Here is an 18455-nt window from a genome sequence, read left to right on the forward strand (position 1 = left end):
TATCAACATAACTATGTATATCCCAAATATTAATTTATAAAGCTATATGAAGGTGCAACCTTCATTAGCCCCCTGTGATGACAGTTATATAAAATACAACTAACTTAAGAAAACTAGTCTAATCTATCCCCCTAACTTAAGCACTTATAATTTAAGAAATTCCGCAGGAATTTCATCCATACATGTGCCTTGTGCTCTGTGCCCTGTGCCTTGTATACAGATAAAAAAAGCTGCCACACTCTCATGCAACAGCTCTCTTTATATTTACTACTAATTATAAAATCTATCTAATCTGACTCTTATTTCCTTTATAAAGTCTTCAGTGTTAACAACTTTAGTTTCTCCTTCTGCAAGAAGTGCCATATCTTTAGTCATAACACCTTCTTCTATAGTAGCTATAGAAGCTTTTTCTAAATTATCAGCAAAAGCTATAAGCTCTTCATTTTTATCAAGTTCTCCTCTTTTTCTTAGAGCACCTGTCCAAGCAAAAATAGTAGCCATAGAGTTTGTTGATGTTTCTTCACCTTTTAGGTGTTTATAATAATGTCTTTGTACTGTTCCATGAGCAGCTTCATATTCATAATATCCTTCTGGTGATACTAATACAGAAGTCATCATAGCTAATGATCCAAAGGCAGTAGCTACCATGTCGCTCATTACGTCTCCATCGTAATTTTTACATGCCCATACAAAACCACCTTCTGATTTAATAACTCTTGCTACAGCATCATCTATTAATGTATAGAAATATTCAATTCCTGCTTCTTCATATTTTTCTTTAAATTCTGCATCATATATCTCTGCAAAAATATCTTTAAATGTATGATCATATTTCTTTGATATAGTATCTTTTGATGAAAACCAAAGATCTTCTTTTCTATCAAGTGCATAACTAAAACAAGCTCTTGCAAAGCTTTCTATTGACTTATTTGTATTATGCATACCCATTATAATGCCTGGTCCATCAAAATTATGAATTACTTCACTTACAGTTTCACCTGCTTCATTTGTGAAATTTAATGTTGCTTGTCCTTTACCTGGAACCTTCATTTCAACATTCTTATATATATCACCATAAGCATGTCTTGCTATTGTTATAGGTTTTTTCCATGTCTTAACAAACGGTTTTACATTGTTTACAATAATAGGACTTCTAAATACAGTTCCATCTAATATTGCTCTTATAGTTCCATTAGGACTTTTCCACATTTCTTTTAAGTCATATTCACTCATTCTTGCTTGATTTGGAGTTATTGTAGCACACTTAACACCAACACCATATTTCTTTATTGCATTTGCAGAATCAACTGTAACTTGATCATTAGTTTCATTTCTATGTTCTAACCCTAAATCATAATATTCAGTGTTTAATTCAACATATGGCAAGATCAACTCATCCTTTAACATCTTCCATATGATTCTTGTCATTTCATCCCCATCCATTTCAACTAATGGAGTTGTCATAGGTATTTTTTTCATTATGCTGCCCCCTTTTAACAATCTTAGTAATATTATACTGATTATACATCACATTTTATAATTTTACAATTTGTTTCATAATAAATTATCAATTCTATTCATCAAATTCATCTTCTATATCGCCTACAAGTTCTTCTATAATGTCTTCTAAAGATAATAATCCACTAGTACCGCCAAATTCATCCACTACTATAGCAATTTGCTCTTTTTTCTCTTTGAGTTGCTTAAAAATATCTCTTATCTTAATATCTTCAGGAAAAAAACTTACTGTTCGTATACATGAATTTAAATCTAATTTATCATCTGCAACAATATCTCTATAAATATCTCTAACATGAACAAATCCAATTATATTATCTTTTTCTTTATCTATTATTGGATAACGAGTATATCCATTATTAGTAATAATATTTACTACTTCTTCTTGTGAAGCATTTATATCTATACAAACCATCTTTGTCCTATGTATCATTATATCTTCAGCTTTACAGTCCGAAAATTGAAATGCATTAGATAAAAGCATCTGATCTCTTTTATCATCTATACTTTGATTAACTAACATCTCCAATTCATCTCTGGTATATACTTCTTGACTTTCATCAACTATTTCTATACCAAACGGCTTTAAACAAACTTCTGTTAATTTATCAAATGCCACTGTTATAGGATAAGTTAATTTATGAAATATAACTAAAGAACCATCTAACATCAAGTTACATTTTTCAGTTTTAGCCAAAGCCATAGCTTTAGGAACAAGTTCCCCAAAAACAACTTCAAGTAAAGTTATTAATGCAAAAGAAAAAACAAAAGAAATTGTAGTCTTTATTCCATTATTACTTGTAATATGGTCTAATAATGGTCCTATTAACTCTGATACTGTAGGTTCACCTATCCATCCTAAAAATAATCCTACTAAAGTAATCCCTAATTGTGTAGATGACAAATAAGAATTCAAATTATCTTTAACTATTTTACACTTTAATGCCCTTTTATTCCCCTCTTGTATTAACATATCTATTTTAGATGATCTTATTTGCACAATTGCAAATTCTAATGCAACAAAATAAGCATTAATTAATATTAGTATTACAATAGCTGCCACTCTAATCAAACTCGATTCCATCTTCTTTTCCTCACCCCATAAAAAATTTGAATAATATAATTTTATTGTTTTTATATTATTTTTACAAGTATGGATATATATTTATATGTAAATATTTTATAAAAAAAAGGCTTCGCCTCCAAATTCTCATTTGTTATTGCGACAGCCTTTAAAATTATTAATTTCCCTGTAAAATTACTTTATTGTTAAATAATTTTTGCTTCTTCAATAAAACTATAAAAATTCCAATAATTAAAACTCCCTTTGCAATAGATGATACTGATAAACTCCACCACACTCCATTTAAACCCATGATATATGGCTTTGATAATAAATATGCTAATGGCACCCTCATTCCTGTTAAAACAATACTTATTACTGATGGAATCCCTGTCCTTGATAATCCATTAAACACTCCTGCTGTAGTTATTTCTAAGCACATAAATAATTGGGAATAACCCAAAATTCTTAAGTATATTCCTCCTGCTACTATACTTTCCTTTTCACTAACGAAAATACTAAAAATCTCTTCACCAAATATAGCAAATAGTAATGTAGCAAAAGTACCTACTATAATAGCTATTACTATAGCACTATAATACCCTTGAACAATTCTCTTATATTTTTTTGCCCCAAAATTTTGTCCTACAAAAGTAGTTAGTGCTGTAGAAATACCACCGGCTGTCATCCAAGATATAGCTTCTATTTGCGATCCAACTTTTTGAACAGCTATAGGTACTGGTCCCCATACAGAAATTATTCTTCCAAGTATCATTGAAAATATAGTAAATAGCATATTTTGCAATGCCGGTGCCCATCCTATTCTAAATAAGATTTTCACACAATATATATCAAACTCTTCCCTGAATTTAATTTTATAAATATTATTTTTACTTCTAATAATAATTATTATAAACAACAATGTTACAATTCCTTGTGCTAACACTGTAGCTATCGCCGCTCCTGCAACACCCATAGCCTTAATTGGACCTATTCCGAATATAAGTAACGGATCACAAATAATATTAAATATTAATCCTACTATGTTTATGTAAAAAGGAGTTCTGCTATCACCAGTTCCATTAAATATACCAGTTAAGACGGGATTAATAAAAGTAAATATCATTCCTAATGATACTATCCTTAAAAATTCCTCACTCATTTTTACTACTGCTCTATCTTTTATATTGTAAAATCCAATAAGAGGCTTAGTAAATACTAGCATAATAGTCATATATATTACCGCTAACATTAATGTAGCTAACACTCCGGAAGTTATGTATTTTTTTGCTGATTTATAATTTTGGGCACCAACTTCTTGTGAAACCTTTATTTCTATAGACGCTCTAAATAAAACTAAAAGTGATGTAGCAAACCAAGTATAAAAACCAGCAGTTCCTACTGCCGCTACCGCAGAAGTTCCTACTCTTCCTATCCAAATCATATCGATCATATTATAAGCCATCTGTATAAATGATGTACCCATAATTGGCAAAGATATCTTTATTAATGCCTTATATATATTTCCTTCAGTCAAATTAATAGATTTATTCATCATTTCTCCTTTTCATTAGTCTTTCTTTATTCACCTTATATATTATATAGTATTTTCTGTAACTTTATAAACCCTTAAGATTCCTTTTTATATTGCGTAATTAACTGGTTCCCGTATACTGTTACCCCTGTTATCAATATTCCTTGTATAATAGAATCTACATTCAATCCACCTATCCCAATAGCTCCTGCTATTCCAAGTGGTAGAAGTATTACAGGAATATATTTATTCTTTATTTTATCAGTACCCTTTATTATCATACCAATTATATACAATGCAGGTATAAGAATAAGCATTTTTTCCGTAATATACTTTAAAAAATCCATTTTATCCCCTCCATAAATAAAAAAATATATATTATTTATATATTCATAATAATATGATACATGACACTTTATTTTTTTATATATTTTTTCATATATAAAAGGCAGGTTGAATATGTTTGACAGGGCACAAGTGTGATGGCACAAGGCATAGGTATGGATGAAATTCTTGCAGAATTTCTGAGATTATAAGTATTATGTCATTAGTTTGTTTATAGACTTATTATATAGTTAGATTAGAAGGCATAATATAGTCTTACAGGGGGCTAATGAAAGTTGCACTTTCATATAGCTTGGAATATAGCTGTGCGTGATGCTAAAGTATTGTTAAGTTCATATTATGATCTGTTCTAGTTAAGTAGTGGTGATAAATATATGATTTCAATGGTAGTTTTATTACAGATTTAATACATAAGTCATATGGAAATTCCAATTTTCATTACTTCCTCCCAACCACACTGGCCCTCCATATAATTCTAATATTCCCCAATACAGGAAAATTAACCTTCACTCACTCTTACTTATTCACTAAAAAAGAACTGCTCACAATATTTATTGTGAAACAGCTCCTTGGTTTACAAATTATAATTTTTGTATCTATAGTAAATATGAAAACACTTTGCCATCCGCAGGATTATAATAAAATTCCTCCAAAAGAGGAATTTCCACCTCACTTGTGCCATGTGCCTTCTAACCTGTGCCCTGACATGCAAATTTTCATCTGTTATCGCAAAAGCATCTTTAATATTACTATTTTATCTTATTAAACACTAACTTTACTTCTGTCCAATGGTTTTCTTTACTATCTAAAAATATCTTTCCTCCATGAGCTTCCATAATTGATTTACATATTGTAAGACCTAATCCTAACCCATCGCTATTTCTACTTTTATCAGCTCTGTAAAGTCTTTCGAAAACAAATTTTAAATCGTTTTTATTTATTCCCATACCATTATCCCATACTACAACTTCTATTGTATCAGTTAGCACTCTTAAATATACTTTTACTACACCTTTGGGTTTTACATATTTCAAGCAATTACTTAGTATATTAACTAATACTTCTCTTATCTTTACTTCATCCCCAATGATAACAGCGTCTCCTTCTTCTATATACTCTAAGGATACCTCTCTATCTTCAAATGATAATCTAAAATTCTCACATGTACTTCTTAAAATTTTATTTAAATCTAAATTTTTTAAATTCATCTTCACGGAGTGTTCTTCAAAAGATTTAAGTACTTTTAAGTTATCTATTAATTTAGAAAATCTTACCACTTCATCATTTATAATTTCTAATTTTTCTATAGAAATAGGTATAATACCATCTATCATTGCTTCTAAATTATTTTGTAATATATTAAGGGGTGTCCTAAGTTCATGAGACACATCGCTAACGAGCCTTTTTCTAACAACTTCTCCATTATATAAACTTTCACCTAAATTATTTATGCTTTCCCTTAATGCCTCTATTTCTCTTATTGTACTAAACTCATAACTTCTCACAGAAAAGTTACCTTTAGATATTTCCTCTGCAGTCTTAGATAATTCCTCAATCGGCTTGCTCAATTGTCTAGATTCGATTATTGCTAGAGCAATGGCTATAAGTATGGCCATAAATCCACTGGCTATAACATTTCTATTTATGGAACTCTTAAAATTTACTTCTCTCTCTGAAGTAAGCAATGATGAATATCTTCCAATAATAACATAGCCAATTTCTTTGTCTCCACTTATTAATTGATATTTCGGAGCATCATATACCCCTAAATCTTTCTTACTAGCATTTTCTTCACTGAGAGCGATAATATCATTTTCTTCCATTTTCCATACAACTTCACCATTTTTATTTATTAAAGTCAAATAATAGTTACCCATATATGCATCTCTATAAAGAGCTTCTCCTACTCTTTCATCTAAAACCTGATATTTATTATATTCAGCTTCTATACTTTCCACTATTTTTTTATTACTATTTTCACCAACTTGTTCAATATATTCATTAAACTTAGTACTCATAGTTTTATTAATTAAAAGAGAAGCAATTATTATAGTTATTATAGAAGAGAATATTATAATATATAACATTCTCCTCTGTAATGTTGTTTTACTTTTCATCGAATTTATATCCTACCTTTACTACTGTATGAATATACTTAGGATTTTTACTATCATCTTCTATTTTTTTTCTTATGTTTTTTATATGTGTATCTACAGTTCTATCGTAGCCTTCAAAATCCATACCAAATACAATTTCTATAAGCATTTCTCTTGAAAAAACTTTTCCTTTATTTTTTGCTAATGTATACAATATATCAAATTCATTTGGTGTTAAATCTATAGACTCACCTTTTTTATAAACTTGTCTTTCTTCATTGTTTATAACAATTTCTCCATCATTTATAATGATAACATCCTCATCTTCTTTTCCTACTCTTCTAAATACAGCATTTACCCTAGCTACCAATTCTCTAGGACTTAATGGTTTTACTAAATAATCATCAGCTCCCATACCTAATCCTTCAATTTTCTCCTCTAGGGAACTCTTTGCTGTTAACATAATAATATATACATCAGATTCTTTTCTTATTTCCTTACATATATCCTCACCATCCATATCAGGAAGCATAAGATCTAATATTATCATTGCAGGATTTAAAGATCTAAAAAGATTTAATGCTTCTGACCCATTATCTGTAACGTACACTTCATATCCTTCTTTTTCTAAATATTTTTTTATTACATCACTTACTAAAGTTTCATCTTCAATTAAAAGAATTCTATTCAAGTTTTATCACCCCATACTTTATTTTTATTTCTATAATAATAGTATCGCTTATAAAAATGTCGTTGGCAAGTATTTACCAACGACATCCTACAATTTATTACATTATTCTTACTTCATACCCTTAAACTCTAAAAATTCGTCATAAGTAGATAATCTATCTAAATATCCTTCTGGAGTAACTTCTATTACCCTATTTGCAACAGTTTGTAAGAACTCATGGTCATGAGAACTAAATAATACAACACTGTTATAATTAACTAATCCATTATTTACAGCAGTAATAGATTCAAGATCTAAATGGTTTGTTGGCTGATCTAACATAAGCACATTAGCACCAGATAACATCATTCTAGATAACATACATCTAACTTTTTCTCCTCCTGATAATACCGCTGCACTCTTTAATGGTTCATCTCCAGAGAATAACATTCTACCTAAGAAACCTCTTAAGTAACTTTCACTCTTCTCATCTGAAAATTGTCTAAGCCAGTCAACTAGATTTAAATCACATCCATTGAAGTACTCTGAATTATCTTTAGGGAAGTATGCTGTTGTTATAGTAACCCCCCACTTAACTGATCCTTCATCTGGCTCCATTTCTCCAGCTAAAATCTTAAATAAAGTAGTTACTGATATTTCATCACCAACAAAAGCTACTTTATTATCTTTATTTATAGTAAAACTAACGTTATTTAATACCTTAACTCCGTCTACAGTTTTACTTAAACCATCTACCATTAATATATCATTACCAACTTCTCTAGTAGGAGTAAATCCTACAAATGGGTATCTTCTGCTTGATGGTTGGATATCATCTAATGAAATCTTATCAAGCATCTTCTTTCTTGAAGTTGCTTGCTTTGATTTAGAAGCATTAGCAGAGAATCTAGCAATAAAGTTTTGAAGTTCTTTAATTTTTTCTTCTTTTTTCTTATTTTGCTCTTTAGCTAATTGAAGAGCTAATTGACTTGATTGATACCAGAAATCATAGTTACCTACAAATATCTTAATCTTACCAAAGTCTACATCTGCTATATGAGTACATACATTATTTAAGAAATGTCTATCGTGAGATACAACTATAACTGTACCTTCAAAATTAATTAGGAATTCTTCTAACCAATTTATTGATTTAATATCTAAATGGTTAGTAGGCTCATCTAGAATTAATATTCCAGGCTTACCAAATAACGCTTGCGCTAAAAGAATTTTGATCTTTTCTCCACCTGCTAATTCACTCATTAATGTATAATGAAGGTCAGAACCTATTCCAAGACCTTGAAGTAACATTGCTGCTTCTGACTCTGCTTCCCATCCATTAAGTTCAGCAAATTCTCCTTCTAATTCAGAAGCCTTTATTCCATCTTCTTCTGAAAAATCTGGTTTAGCATATAACTCATCTTTTTCTTTCATTATTTCAAATAATCTTTTATTACCCATTATAACTGTATCTAAAACAGTAAATTCATCAAAAGCATAGTGATCTTGTTTTAATACTGACATTCTAACACCTGGATCTATAGAAACATCACCTGTATTTGGCTCAACATCACCTGATAGTATCTTTAAGAAAGTTGACTTTCCTGCTCCATTAGCGCCAATAACTCCGTAGCAATTACCTGCAGTAAATTTTAAATTAACATCTTCAAATAATTTTTTATCTCCGTATCGTAAACTTACATTTGTAACTGTTATCATTAATTTATCACCTTTTCTATGAAATATAGTCTTCCTATTATACCATAGTTTTTTCTGTATTAATACCCTTCTCTATTACTACATACCTACTTACTTCTCTAACCATAGGTATTAGTGTTAACATACTCTCCTGTGATACTATAAGCTCTCCACTACGATAAAATCCTAATCTCTCATAGAATTTTAGAGAACTTTCTCTTGAGTTTAATTCTAATTTTTTTATATCTAACTCTAAACATCTTTCTATAAGACTGTTTATTAATTGCTTTCCAAATCCTTGCTTCAAATATTTCTTTGTAACAAATACTCTTGATATCTTTCCAATATCATCTTCTACAGTAAGTCTGCAATAAGCAACTAAATTATCTCCATCATAACCAGCAAAATGCATACTTTTTTTATCATATTCTATATCTGCCATTTCATGATAATGATTTTTCTCACAATCTTTAAATAGAGCTTCATATCTCGCAAATTTTATTTCTTCATACTCTTTTGAATACATTTCTATAAATCTAAACTCTACATCCTTCAAGGCTAATTCCCCCAATACAAGTTTAATACTTTAATTTCTAAGCTCCGAAATAAATTTATTTTTAAATTTTTCTTACTTATTATAATATCATTATTATGAATAAAGTTACATAGTTTTTGTATATTTATTAACACTTTTTTGTATCCTATTCTCTCCATTCCATCTTACACAATAAAAAAGTATTATAAAATTTTTCGCCATCCTATAATACTTCTCTTTTTATTAATATATTTTATTCTTCTTCTAGTGTTCTAGCTGCAAAATTATATATCACATTCTCTTCTTTGTCAATATGATATTTTAATAATGGATAATTGCGAATAAAAAAAGAGGCTCACAATCAAATTTTATATTTGTGATTGCAATAACCTCTTTTTTAGCTATTGTATTATATTACATCATATGCATTTATATACATCTCTTTTATTTCACTTATTAACGGATATCTTGGATTTGCTCCTGTACATTGATCATCAAAAGCCTGAACGCACATTTCATCTAATGTTGAATAGAAAACTTCTTCCTTAATTCCAGCATCTTTTATACTCTTTGGCATATCTACCTTAGATTTTAACTCTTCAATTGCATTAATTAATTTTTCTATTTTTTCATCCTCATTATTTCCACCAAGATTTAAGAAATCTGCAATTCTAGCATATCTAGCTTTTACATTTGGATATTTATATTGTGGAAATGCTGCTTGTTTTCTTGGATTCTCCACAGCATTAAATTTAATTACTTCATTAATTAATAATGCATTAGCAACTCCATGTGGTACATGATGGAAAGCACCTAATTTATGAGCCATTGAATGACAAACTCCTAAGAAAGCATTAGCAAATGCCATTCCTGCCATAGTTGCTGCATGAGCCATTTTTTCTCTTGCTTTAACATTTGTAGTTCCCTCTTCATAAGCTTGTGGTAAATACTTAAATATTATTCTTATCGCCTCTAATGCTAATCCATTAGTATATTCAGACGCAAGTACTGAAGCCATAGCTTCTATAGCATGAGTTAATGCATCTATACCAGAAGCCGCTGTTAATCCTTTTGGCATATTCATCATAAGCTCTGCATCGACTATAGCCATGTCTGGAGTAAGAGCATAATCTGCCAATGGATATTTTACACCTGTTTTCTCATCTGTAATAACTGCAAAAGGAGTAACTTCTGACCCTGTTCCAGCAGAAGTAGGAACAGCTATCATCATAGCCTTTTCACCCATAGTTGGGAACTTATATACTCTCTTTCTAATATCCATAAATCTCATAGCTAAATCTTCAAATTTAACTTCTGGATGTTCATATAAAACCCACATAATTTTAGCCGCATCCATTGGTGACCCACCACCAACGGCGATAATTGTATCTGGTCCAAAAGACTTCATTTCTTCCGCACCTTTTCTTGCTATCTCAAGAGTTGGATCTGGTGCCACATCAAAGAATACTTTAAAATCTATATCCATCTCTCTTAATACATCTGTAATTTTATCTATATATCCTAAAGAATATAACACTTTATCAGTGACGATAAATGCCTTTTTCTTTTTCATATCTTTTAGTTCTTGTAATGCTACAGGCATACATCCAAATTTGAAGTAAACTTTTTCAGGTACTCTAAACCAAAGCATATTTTCTCTCCTCTCAGCTACTGACTTAACATTTAATAAATGCTTAACTCCTACATTTTCTGAAACAGAGTTACCACCCCATGAACCACAACCAAGTGTAAGTGATGGTGCAAGTTTAAAGTTGTATAAGTCACCGATAGCTCCTTGAGCTGCTGGCATATTTACAATTGTTCTACCAGTTTTCATTCTAGCTCCAAACGCCTTAATTTTTTCCCTCTCAGTGTTTTGATCTGCATATAAAACTGATGTATGACCAAAACCTCCAAGTTCCACAAGTCTAGCCGCCTTGTCTAAAGCTTCTTTAAAATCTTTTACTCTATACATCGCAAGGATTGGTGATAATTTTTCATGTGAAAATGGCTCTTCTAATTCTACTGATTCTACTTCACCAATTAATACTTTTGTATTCTCTGGAACATTAATGCCAGCTAATTCTGCTATTTTAACCGCTGATTGTCCAACAATTTTAGCATTTAAAACACCATTTATAAGAATTACCTCTCTAACTTTATCTACTTCATCTTCTTTTAATATATATGCTCCTCTTTCAAGAAACTCTTCTCTTACTTTATCATAAATATCATCTAATACTACTACTGATTGTTCAGATGCGCATATTACACCATTATCAAAAGTTTTTGATAATAATATTGATGAAACAGCCATTTTAATATGAGCCGACGAATCTATAATAGCTGGAGTATTTCCTGCACCTACACCAATAGCTGGCTTTCCTGATGAATAAGCAGCCCTTACCATACCTGGTCCTCCAGTTGCTAAAGTTATATCTGCTTCTCTCATCAGTGTTTGTGAAAGTTCCACTGATGGTTCATCAATCCATCCAATAATCCCCTCTGGCGCTCCTGCCTTAACTGCAGCTTCATAAACTATTCTTGCTGCCTTGATAGTAGCACCTTTAGCTCTTGGATGTGGTGAAAAGATTATACCATTTCTAGTTTTTAAAGCTATTAATGCTTTAAATATAGCTGTTGACGTTGGATTCGTTGTCGGTACTACAGCTGCAACTACTCCTATTGGCTCTGCAATCTTAGTAATTCCGAAAAACTCATCTTTTTCTATTACTCCACAAGTTTTTTCATCTTTATATTGATTATAAATATATTCTGATGCAAAATGGTTTTTTATAACCTTATCTTCTAAAATCCCCATTCCACTTTCTTCTACCGCAAGCTTAGCTAATTGGATTCTAGCATTATTTGCAGCTATAGCACTTTGTCTAAAAATTTCATCTACTTGTTCTTGTGAAAATGTCGAAAATACTTTTTGCGCTTCTCTTACTTCTTCAATTTTCTCCATTAGCTCTTCAATATTTCTAACTTCCATGACACCCTCCTAAAATTTAGCTTTTGATTACATTTATATAACTCTTAAAAAGATTTTATCATAATTTTCTCACAATTTAAACTATTTCAACAATATTATCTTTATTTTTTTGAAATAGTTTTCAAATTTCATGTATTCTATTGAAAATATATTTTATAAATTACATTTTATTCATGAATATAAATTTATTAACAAACACTAACTTATAATCTCAATTTTCACCACTACTTAATTAGAACATATATCAATATGAACTTTTACTATATATAAATCTAACACTTATAATCTATTGGATGTCATAATAGCAAATGAAAATTTCTGAGCGATAGTTCATTTTATTATGGCACAGGACACAAGTAAGGTAAAAATTCCTCTTTACGAGGAATTTTATTATAGTCCTGCGGACAGCAAAATGTTTTCATATTTACTATAGAATATAATTTGTAACCACAGCTTCATGAAAGTGCAACTTTCATGAGCCCTCTTTATTGACTTGTATATCAACTATAATATAAATAAGAAACATATTCTAACTTATAACATTTAACTTAACACTTAAAATTTCATAAATTCAGTAGTAATTTCCTTTATCACCATACACTTCCATATCCATGTGCCCTATCAAATTTATAAAAAAAACTGCCACACTCTTCATACACCAGATCTAACCATAAATGCGCTTTGTAAATTGCAAATTAAAAAAAGGATTCCGTCCTAAAACGAAATCCTCATAAATTATATAAATTTCACACCTGTGACTTGTGACCTGACACCTTAACCTGTGCCATGTGCCTTACCACCTGTGACCTGACAGCCTATCCTAAAAATATTGGTGCACCTGGTCCAAGTGGCAATCCAATTAAATACCACACTATTAGAAGGATTGTCCATCCAATAGTAAATACAATTGAATAAGGAACCATTGTTGATATTAGTGTACCCATACCTGCTTTTTTATCATATTTCTGAAGCGTTACTGCTATAAGTGCAAAGTACGTCATAAGTGGAGTAATCAGATTTGTTACTGAGTCCCCGATTCTAAATGCAACTTGTGTTGCTTCTGGAGATAATCCGATTCCCATGAATATTGGTATAAATATTGGTGCCATTATTGCCCACTTTGCTGATGCTGATCCCATAAATAAGTTTATGAATCCACACATTAATATAAAGCAAACTAATAAAGGTAACCCTTGGAAGTTTAATGATTGTAATAACTCTGCTCCCTTAACAGCAATAAGTGTTCCTACATTTGTATAGTTAAAATAGTTAACAAATTGTGCTGCAAAGAATACCATAACAACATAGCTTGACATTGATTTTATTGACATTGATAATGCTTTTTCAACGTCTTTATCATTTCTAATAGTTTTCGCACCTATACCATAAGCTATACCTGGTACTATAAATGCTAAAAGTATTATTACTACAATAGAATCCATGAATGGAGAACCTGCTGCTATTAACTCACCAGCTTCACTTCTTAAAATTCCATTTGAAGGAATTGTCATAGCTAAAATTATAACAGTTAAAACTATAAATGAAATTAATGCAAATCTTAAACCTCTTTTTTCATCTTTAGTGATTGTCGTAACATTTTCATTTTCATCTATTTTACCTTCATATTTTCCAAGTCTAGGCTCAACAATTTTCTGTGTAACAATAGTACCTAAAATAACTATTAGTACTACTGAAACTGCCATAAAGAAATAGTTAGCCATTGGAGATACAAAATAATTTGGATCTGCTATCTTTGCTGCCTCTGTAGAAATACCTGAAAGTAATGGATCTATTGTTCCTAAAATTAAATTAGCACTGAATCCACCAGAAACCCCTGCAAAAGCTGCTGCAAGTCCTGCAATTGGATTTCTTCCAAAAGAACCAAAAATAATTGCTCCAAGTGGTACTAATACTATATAACCTGCATCTCCGGCTACATTAGACATAACCCCTGCAAAAACTACTACTGCCGTTATTAATCCCTTAGGTGTGCTAAGAACTAATTTCTTAATCATTGCAGAAATAAGTCCTACTTGTTCAGCTAGTCCAACTCCTAACATTGGAACAAGTACTGAACCTAGTGGTGCAAATCCTGTAAAATTAGTAACCATAGATGTTAACATATATCTTATACCATCTACTGATAATAAACTTTTAACTGAATCTGTAACTGTAACTATTTCATTAGTCTTTGTATCTACTTTTGTATATGTTAATGATATATCAAAAGCTGCAAGTATTGCAGATACCCCAATTATTAAAAGACATAATAAAAAGAAAATAGTTACTGGATGTGGTAATTTATTTCCTACTTTTTCAACTCCATCTAGAAACTTAGAAAAAAGTCCCTTTTTCTTCTTTTGCATACTATTCTCACCTCATATATTTATTGAAAATAGCCCCCTGAACGTTTTATACGTACATTTGTACATAAATTCTGAAATTATGTTATCATAGTTTTATTATTTTGTAAATATTTTATCTAATTTAATAATAAAAAATAAACTTTTTTATTAATTTAAATTTTATTAAAAAATCTATTCAGCATAACTTAATTTCTGAATAGATAATATATAATTTATAGTTTATTTAATTTTCAATCCAATTATAATTTCCAATAGAATTATGAACATATTCTAAGTTCATAAAAGGATGTATTGTATCTTCGTGTGAAATTGTAATAGATGACATAGTTATTGCTATCTTAACTATTTCTTTTAGCTTTAAATTATTAATATATCCATATCCTATACCGGCAACAAAAGCATCTCCAGCTCCTGTAACATTTTTAACTTCTACATTTTCAGCCTTTATTCTACCGCTTTCATACTTGTTAACATAATATATTCCATCACAATCTAGAGATATAAATACATTAGTTATGCCTAATGATATGAAATATTCACCAGCTTTTTTTAAATCTTCATAATTATTTATACTAAACCCACAAAGCACTTCTGCTTCATGCCTATTTGGTTTAATAGTATGAAAATATTTTATAAGATGTTTTACTTTTTCAGCTTTTGAAGCTGATATCGGATCTAATACAAACTTTGTATTTCCTTGATATTTCTTTAGTATATATTCTAAAATTTCAGGATTATCTGAATCTAAGAATACATACTCAGCATTCTTTATAACGTCATCTTTGCTATCAATAAAATCAGTATCTAACTTATCAATTGATTTCATATCTGCGATAGCTGAAACCATCTCACCTTCATGGTTTAAAATTGCTAAATATGTTGGAGTAGAACTATTTTCTACTATCAATGAATCACTCATATCATATCCTATTTTTTTTGAATGTTCTAAAATACTTTTTCCCATCTCATCATCCCCTAATATAGAGATGAATTTTGTATTTATTCCCATCCTAGCCATATTCTCAGCTATATTTCTACTTACTCCCCCAAAAGACATTTTTATGTTCCCTGGTGTAGAATTGTATTCCTTATATTCGCAAGAGCAAAATCCAAATATATCTACTACCGATGCCCCTAATACTACTACATATTTTTCTTCATACATATTCATATTAAACTCCTCCAAACTTCAACGATATTTTATCATAATTATCTTGGAAAAGTAACATAATATTAAAAGTTATTTTAACCCATTATTAACATTAACTTTTTATAACATAGATTCTAGATTTTCCATGGCTCTTTTTATATAAAATCCTCTTGAATACTTATCCCTTATTCTTATAACCTTTCTTTTCATTTCGTTATACCTTCTGTTAGACAAATGACCTAGTGCTTCATCGATATCATCTAAAGAGTTAACAACTATACCAATGCCCTCTTTCTTTATAAATGATGCATTAGGACTATCACTAAATACAATTACAGGCATACCATTAAGTATATAAATAGTCTCCTCTACTGAAGTAAATAATTTTAATGACTTTTCATCTGATAATCTCATATTACACATTGGATATATTATTCCAAAATCACCGCACATCTCTTTATATATTTTTCTATAATCTATTTTACCTAAATATCTTATATCTGTTATTGGTGCTAATTCTCCTCCTACTCCTCTTTCTGCAGAATAATAATTAACATAATAATTTTTCATTCTCATTCTATTAAAGCCATTTAGAAGGTAATCTTCATCACTTCTGTTATCACATATATAATCTATAGAATATTTATCATTTTCTTCTCTCTCTTTTTCTTCTTTAAGATCTCCATCTACATAATAATCAAAACCATTTATAGATATTGTTTCTGCTGTCAATCCATTCTTCTTTAAAAATCTTCCCATATCATTAGTATGCACTAATACATAATCACTACCATTCAAGAACTCTATATCATTATATAAGTTAAAATCATAACTAAAAATATTTAATTGATGTACTAAAGTAACTATTTTGTTTTGTCTATTTATTTTTGTACTTTTTAAAAGCTCAATTATTATAGAGTCAAGGTAATTGCACGGATAGTGTAAAAATACAATTGAATCCTTTGGTATATCTATTCCATTAGGTATAAACATATTTATATCTTCATTATAATATGATATGTTACCACAAACTCCTTTTAATATTTTCTTTTCTTCAAATCCTATCTCTTTTAAAAATTTATTTATGTTCTTTATTTTTTCACTATGCCATGAGTCATCTAAAATATCATTTTGATTGGCTATTAATTTCTTCATCAATAATCCCCCTTGAATATCCATTTGTGATTATTACTAATGCTCCCTCTAAATTAAATAAATTATCTATAACATGAGTCATACTTAACAAATTAAAATTTATTTTTAAAGATTTTTCATCTGCCTTAAAGTCACTAGGAGCAAATATATTTTTCTTAAAATTTATATTATTAATGACCCGTTTTAATTTTTCTTGATCAACAACTTTATAATCTATGGTTATTTTTAAATTTCCTTCTATCTCTACTTTTACTTTACCTTTTATTTCTTTCTTTTTATCTATATTCTTTATCTCTTCTTCTACTGATACATTTTTCACATATTCTATAGTTTTTTCATCACAAGATAATTCTATAATTTGTGAAAAATACCCTCTCGTAGTTGCCACACTTACATTTCCTAATAAGACACTATTACTATATGCAAAATCCATGGTCATTTCATTATTTTTCAAATAGCTATATTCTCCTCTTATATTAAACATTATTGGAGGATATACATTTTGATATTCTACTAAATATCCATCATCTGTTTTAATATTAAAAGGATTATTTATAACTTCAGGTAAACTCACTATTGATACTGGTAATAATACAGTGGTACTTTCACCCTTGTCCAATTTTCCCAGAACCATCTCTTTACTTTCACTAATCCATGATATATAAGGATTTCTTTCTTCTTTTATTAGCAAAGTTTCTAAATTTATATCCATGTTATTTTTTATTTTTACAACTAAATCTATATTCATTGTACCTGTAATATTTATCATCGGATTTTCTATAGTTATTGAAACTTTTTCTTTACCCATAAACACCTAACCTTAAAATAGTGATTAATAATTTATATTCACTAACTTCTTTTTCTATCCTTAATTTTTAAATTAACAATTCATAACCATCACTGTGCACTGAAAAAGGCTATTGCTCACAAATTATTATTTGTTATTGCAATAGCCTCATAATTACTATGTAATTTCATATCTCTTTAATTCACAAAGCGCAATTCACAATTATGAATTGTGAATCGCGAATTGTGAATTATACATAATTATTTTATTTTGTTTTCATATTCAGAAACCATTCTCTTAACCATTTCTCCACCTACAGATCCACATTGTTTAGAGCTTAAGTCTCCATTGTAGTCAGTGAATTGAACTCCTAATTCACTTGCAACTTCTTGTTTAAATTTTGCTAATCCATTCTTTGCTTCTGGAACTAATTTTTGTGATGAATTTGACATAACTCTCGTCCTCCTCTAATTATAAAAACTTTTTACAAGACATTTTCTTTATCGCCTTGTAATATTAATTTACCCTGAGGAGATTTTTATA

The 18455-nt window shown here is 29.5% G+C and carries 14 protein-coding genes; all 14 read right to left on the reverse strand.

What is annotated here, in order from left to right; genetic code table 11:
* Positions 1 to 270 precede the first annotated feature (270 nt).
* Positions 271 to 1479, reverse strand: coding sequence for an NADP-dependent isocitrate dehydrogenase (locus CM240_RS09055; protein ID WP_044038555.1), 1209 nt, complete (start codon positions 1477 to 1479; stop codon positions 271 to 273).
* A 94-nt stretch (positions 1480 to 1573) separates the two neighbouring features.
* Positions 1574 to 2602, reverse strand: a complete 1029-nt coding sequence (locus CM240_RS09060; protein ID WP_044039864.1) for a hemolysin family protein — start codon at positions 2600 to 2602, stop codon at positions 1574 to 1576.
* A 157-nt stretch (positions 2603 to 2759) separates the two neighbouring features.
* Positions 2760 to 4136, reverse strand: a complete 1377-nt coding sequence (locus tag CM240_RS09065; protein WP_044038557.1) for an MATE family efflux transporter — start codon at positions 4134 to 4136, stop codon at positions 2760 to 2762.
* A 74-nt stretch (positions 4137 to 4210) separates the two neighbouring features.
* Entirely contained in the window at positions 4211 to 4462 is a 252-nt protein-coding gene (locus CM240_RS09070; RefSeq protein ID WP_044038559.1) for a phage holin family protein, read from the reverse strand.
* 747 nt (positions 4463 to 5209) lie between these two features.
* On the reverse strand, positions 5210 to 6577 hold the full coding sequence (locus tag CM240_RS09075; RefSeq protein ID WP_044038561.1) for a sensor histidine kinase: 1368 nt from the start codon (positions 6575 to 6577) through the stop codon (positions 5210 to 5212).
* Positions 6567 to 7247, reverse strand: coding sequence for a response regulator transcription factor (locus tag CM240_RS09080; RefSeq protein ID WP_044038562.1), 681 nt, complete (start codon positions 7245 to 7247; stop codon positions 6567 to 6569). The genes CM240_RS09075 and CM240_RS09080 overlap by 11 nt, the downstream gene beginning before the upstream one ends.
* A 108-nt stretch (positions 7248 to 7355) precedes the next feature.
* A complete protein-coding gene (locus CM240_RS09085; RefSeq protein ID WP_044038564.1) occupies positions 7356 to 8945 on the reverse strand; it encodes an ABC-F family ATP-binding cassette domain-containing protein in 1590 nt (529 codons plus the stop codon).
* 37 nt (positions 8946 to 8982) lie between these two features.
* The gene (locus tag CM240_RS16900) at positions 8983 to 9480 is read right to left on the reverse strand and encodes a GNAT family N-acetyltransferase (protein ID WP_051483781.1); all 498 of its coding nucleotides are present in this window, start codon (positions 9478 to 9480) and stop codon (positions 8983 to 8985) included.
* A gap of 388 nt (positions 9481 to 9868) precedes the next feature.
* On the reverse strand, positions 9869 to 12454 hold the full coding sequence (gene adhE / locus CM240_RS09095; protein ID WP_044038565.1) for a bifunctional acetaldehyde-CoA/alcohol dehydrogenase: 2586 nt from the start codon (positions 12452 to 12454) through the stop codon (positions 9869 to 9871).
* Positions 12455 to 13269: 815 nt separating this feature from the next.
* Positions 13270 to 14820 carry an AbgT family transporter gene (locus CM240_RS09100; protein WP_044038567.1) on the reverse strand — a complete coding sequence of 517 codons (1551 nt, stop codon included), beginning with the start codon at positions 14818 to 14820 and terminating at the stop codon, positions 13270 to 13272.
* A gap of 223 nt (positions 14821 to 15043) precedes the next feature.
* Positions 15044 to 15991, reverse strand: coding sequence for a carbohydrate kinase family protein (locus CM240_RS09105; RefSeq protein ID WP_044038569.1), 948 nt, complete (start codon positions 15989 to 15991; stop codon positions 15044 to 15046).
* Between the two features lie 99 nt (positions 15992 to 16090).
* Positions 16091 to 17125 carry a glycosyltransferase gene (locus CM240_RS09110; protein ID WP_044038571.1) on the reverse strand — a complete coding sequence of 345 codons (1035 nt, stop codon included), beginning with the start codon at positions 17123 to 17125 and terminating at the stop codon, positions 16091 to 16093.
* A complete protein-coding gene (locus CM240_RS09115) occupies positions 17097 to 17933 on the reverse strand; it encodes a hypothetical protein (RefSeq protein ID WP_044038574.1) in 837 nt (278 codons plus the stop codon). Before CM240_RS09115 ends, CM240_RS09110 begins: the two co-directional genes overlap by 29 nt.
* A gap of 239 nt (positions 17934 to 18172) precedes the next feature.
* A complete protein-coding gene (locus CM240_RS09120; RefSeq protein WP_044038576.1) occupies positions 18173 to 18364 on the reverse strand; it encodes an alpha/beta-type small acid-soluble spore protein in 192 nt (63 codons plus the stop codon).
* Positions 18365 to 18455 lie beyond the last annotated feature (91 nt).

The sequence above is a fragment of the Clostridium bornimense genome, assembly GCF_000577895.1.
In the GTDB taxonomy this organism is placed as follows: Bacteria; Bacillota; Clostridia; order Clostridiales; family Clostridiaceae; genus Clostridium_AN; species Clostridium_AN bornimense.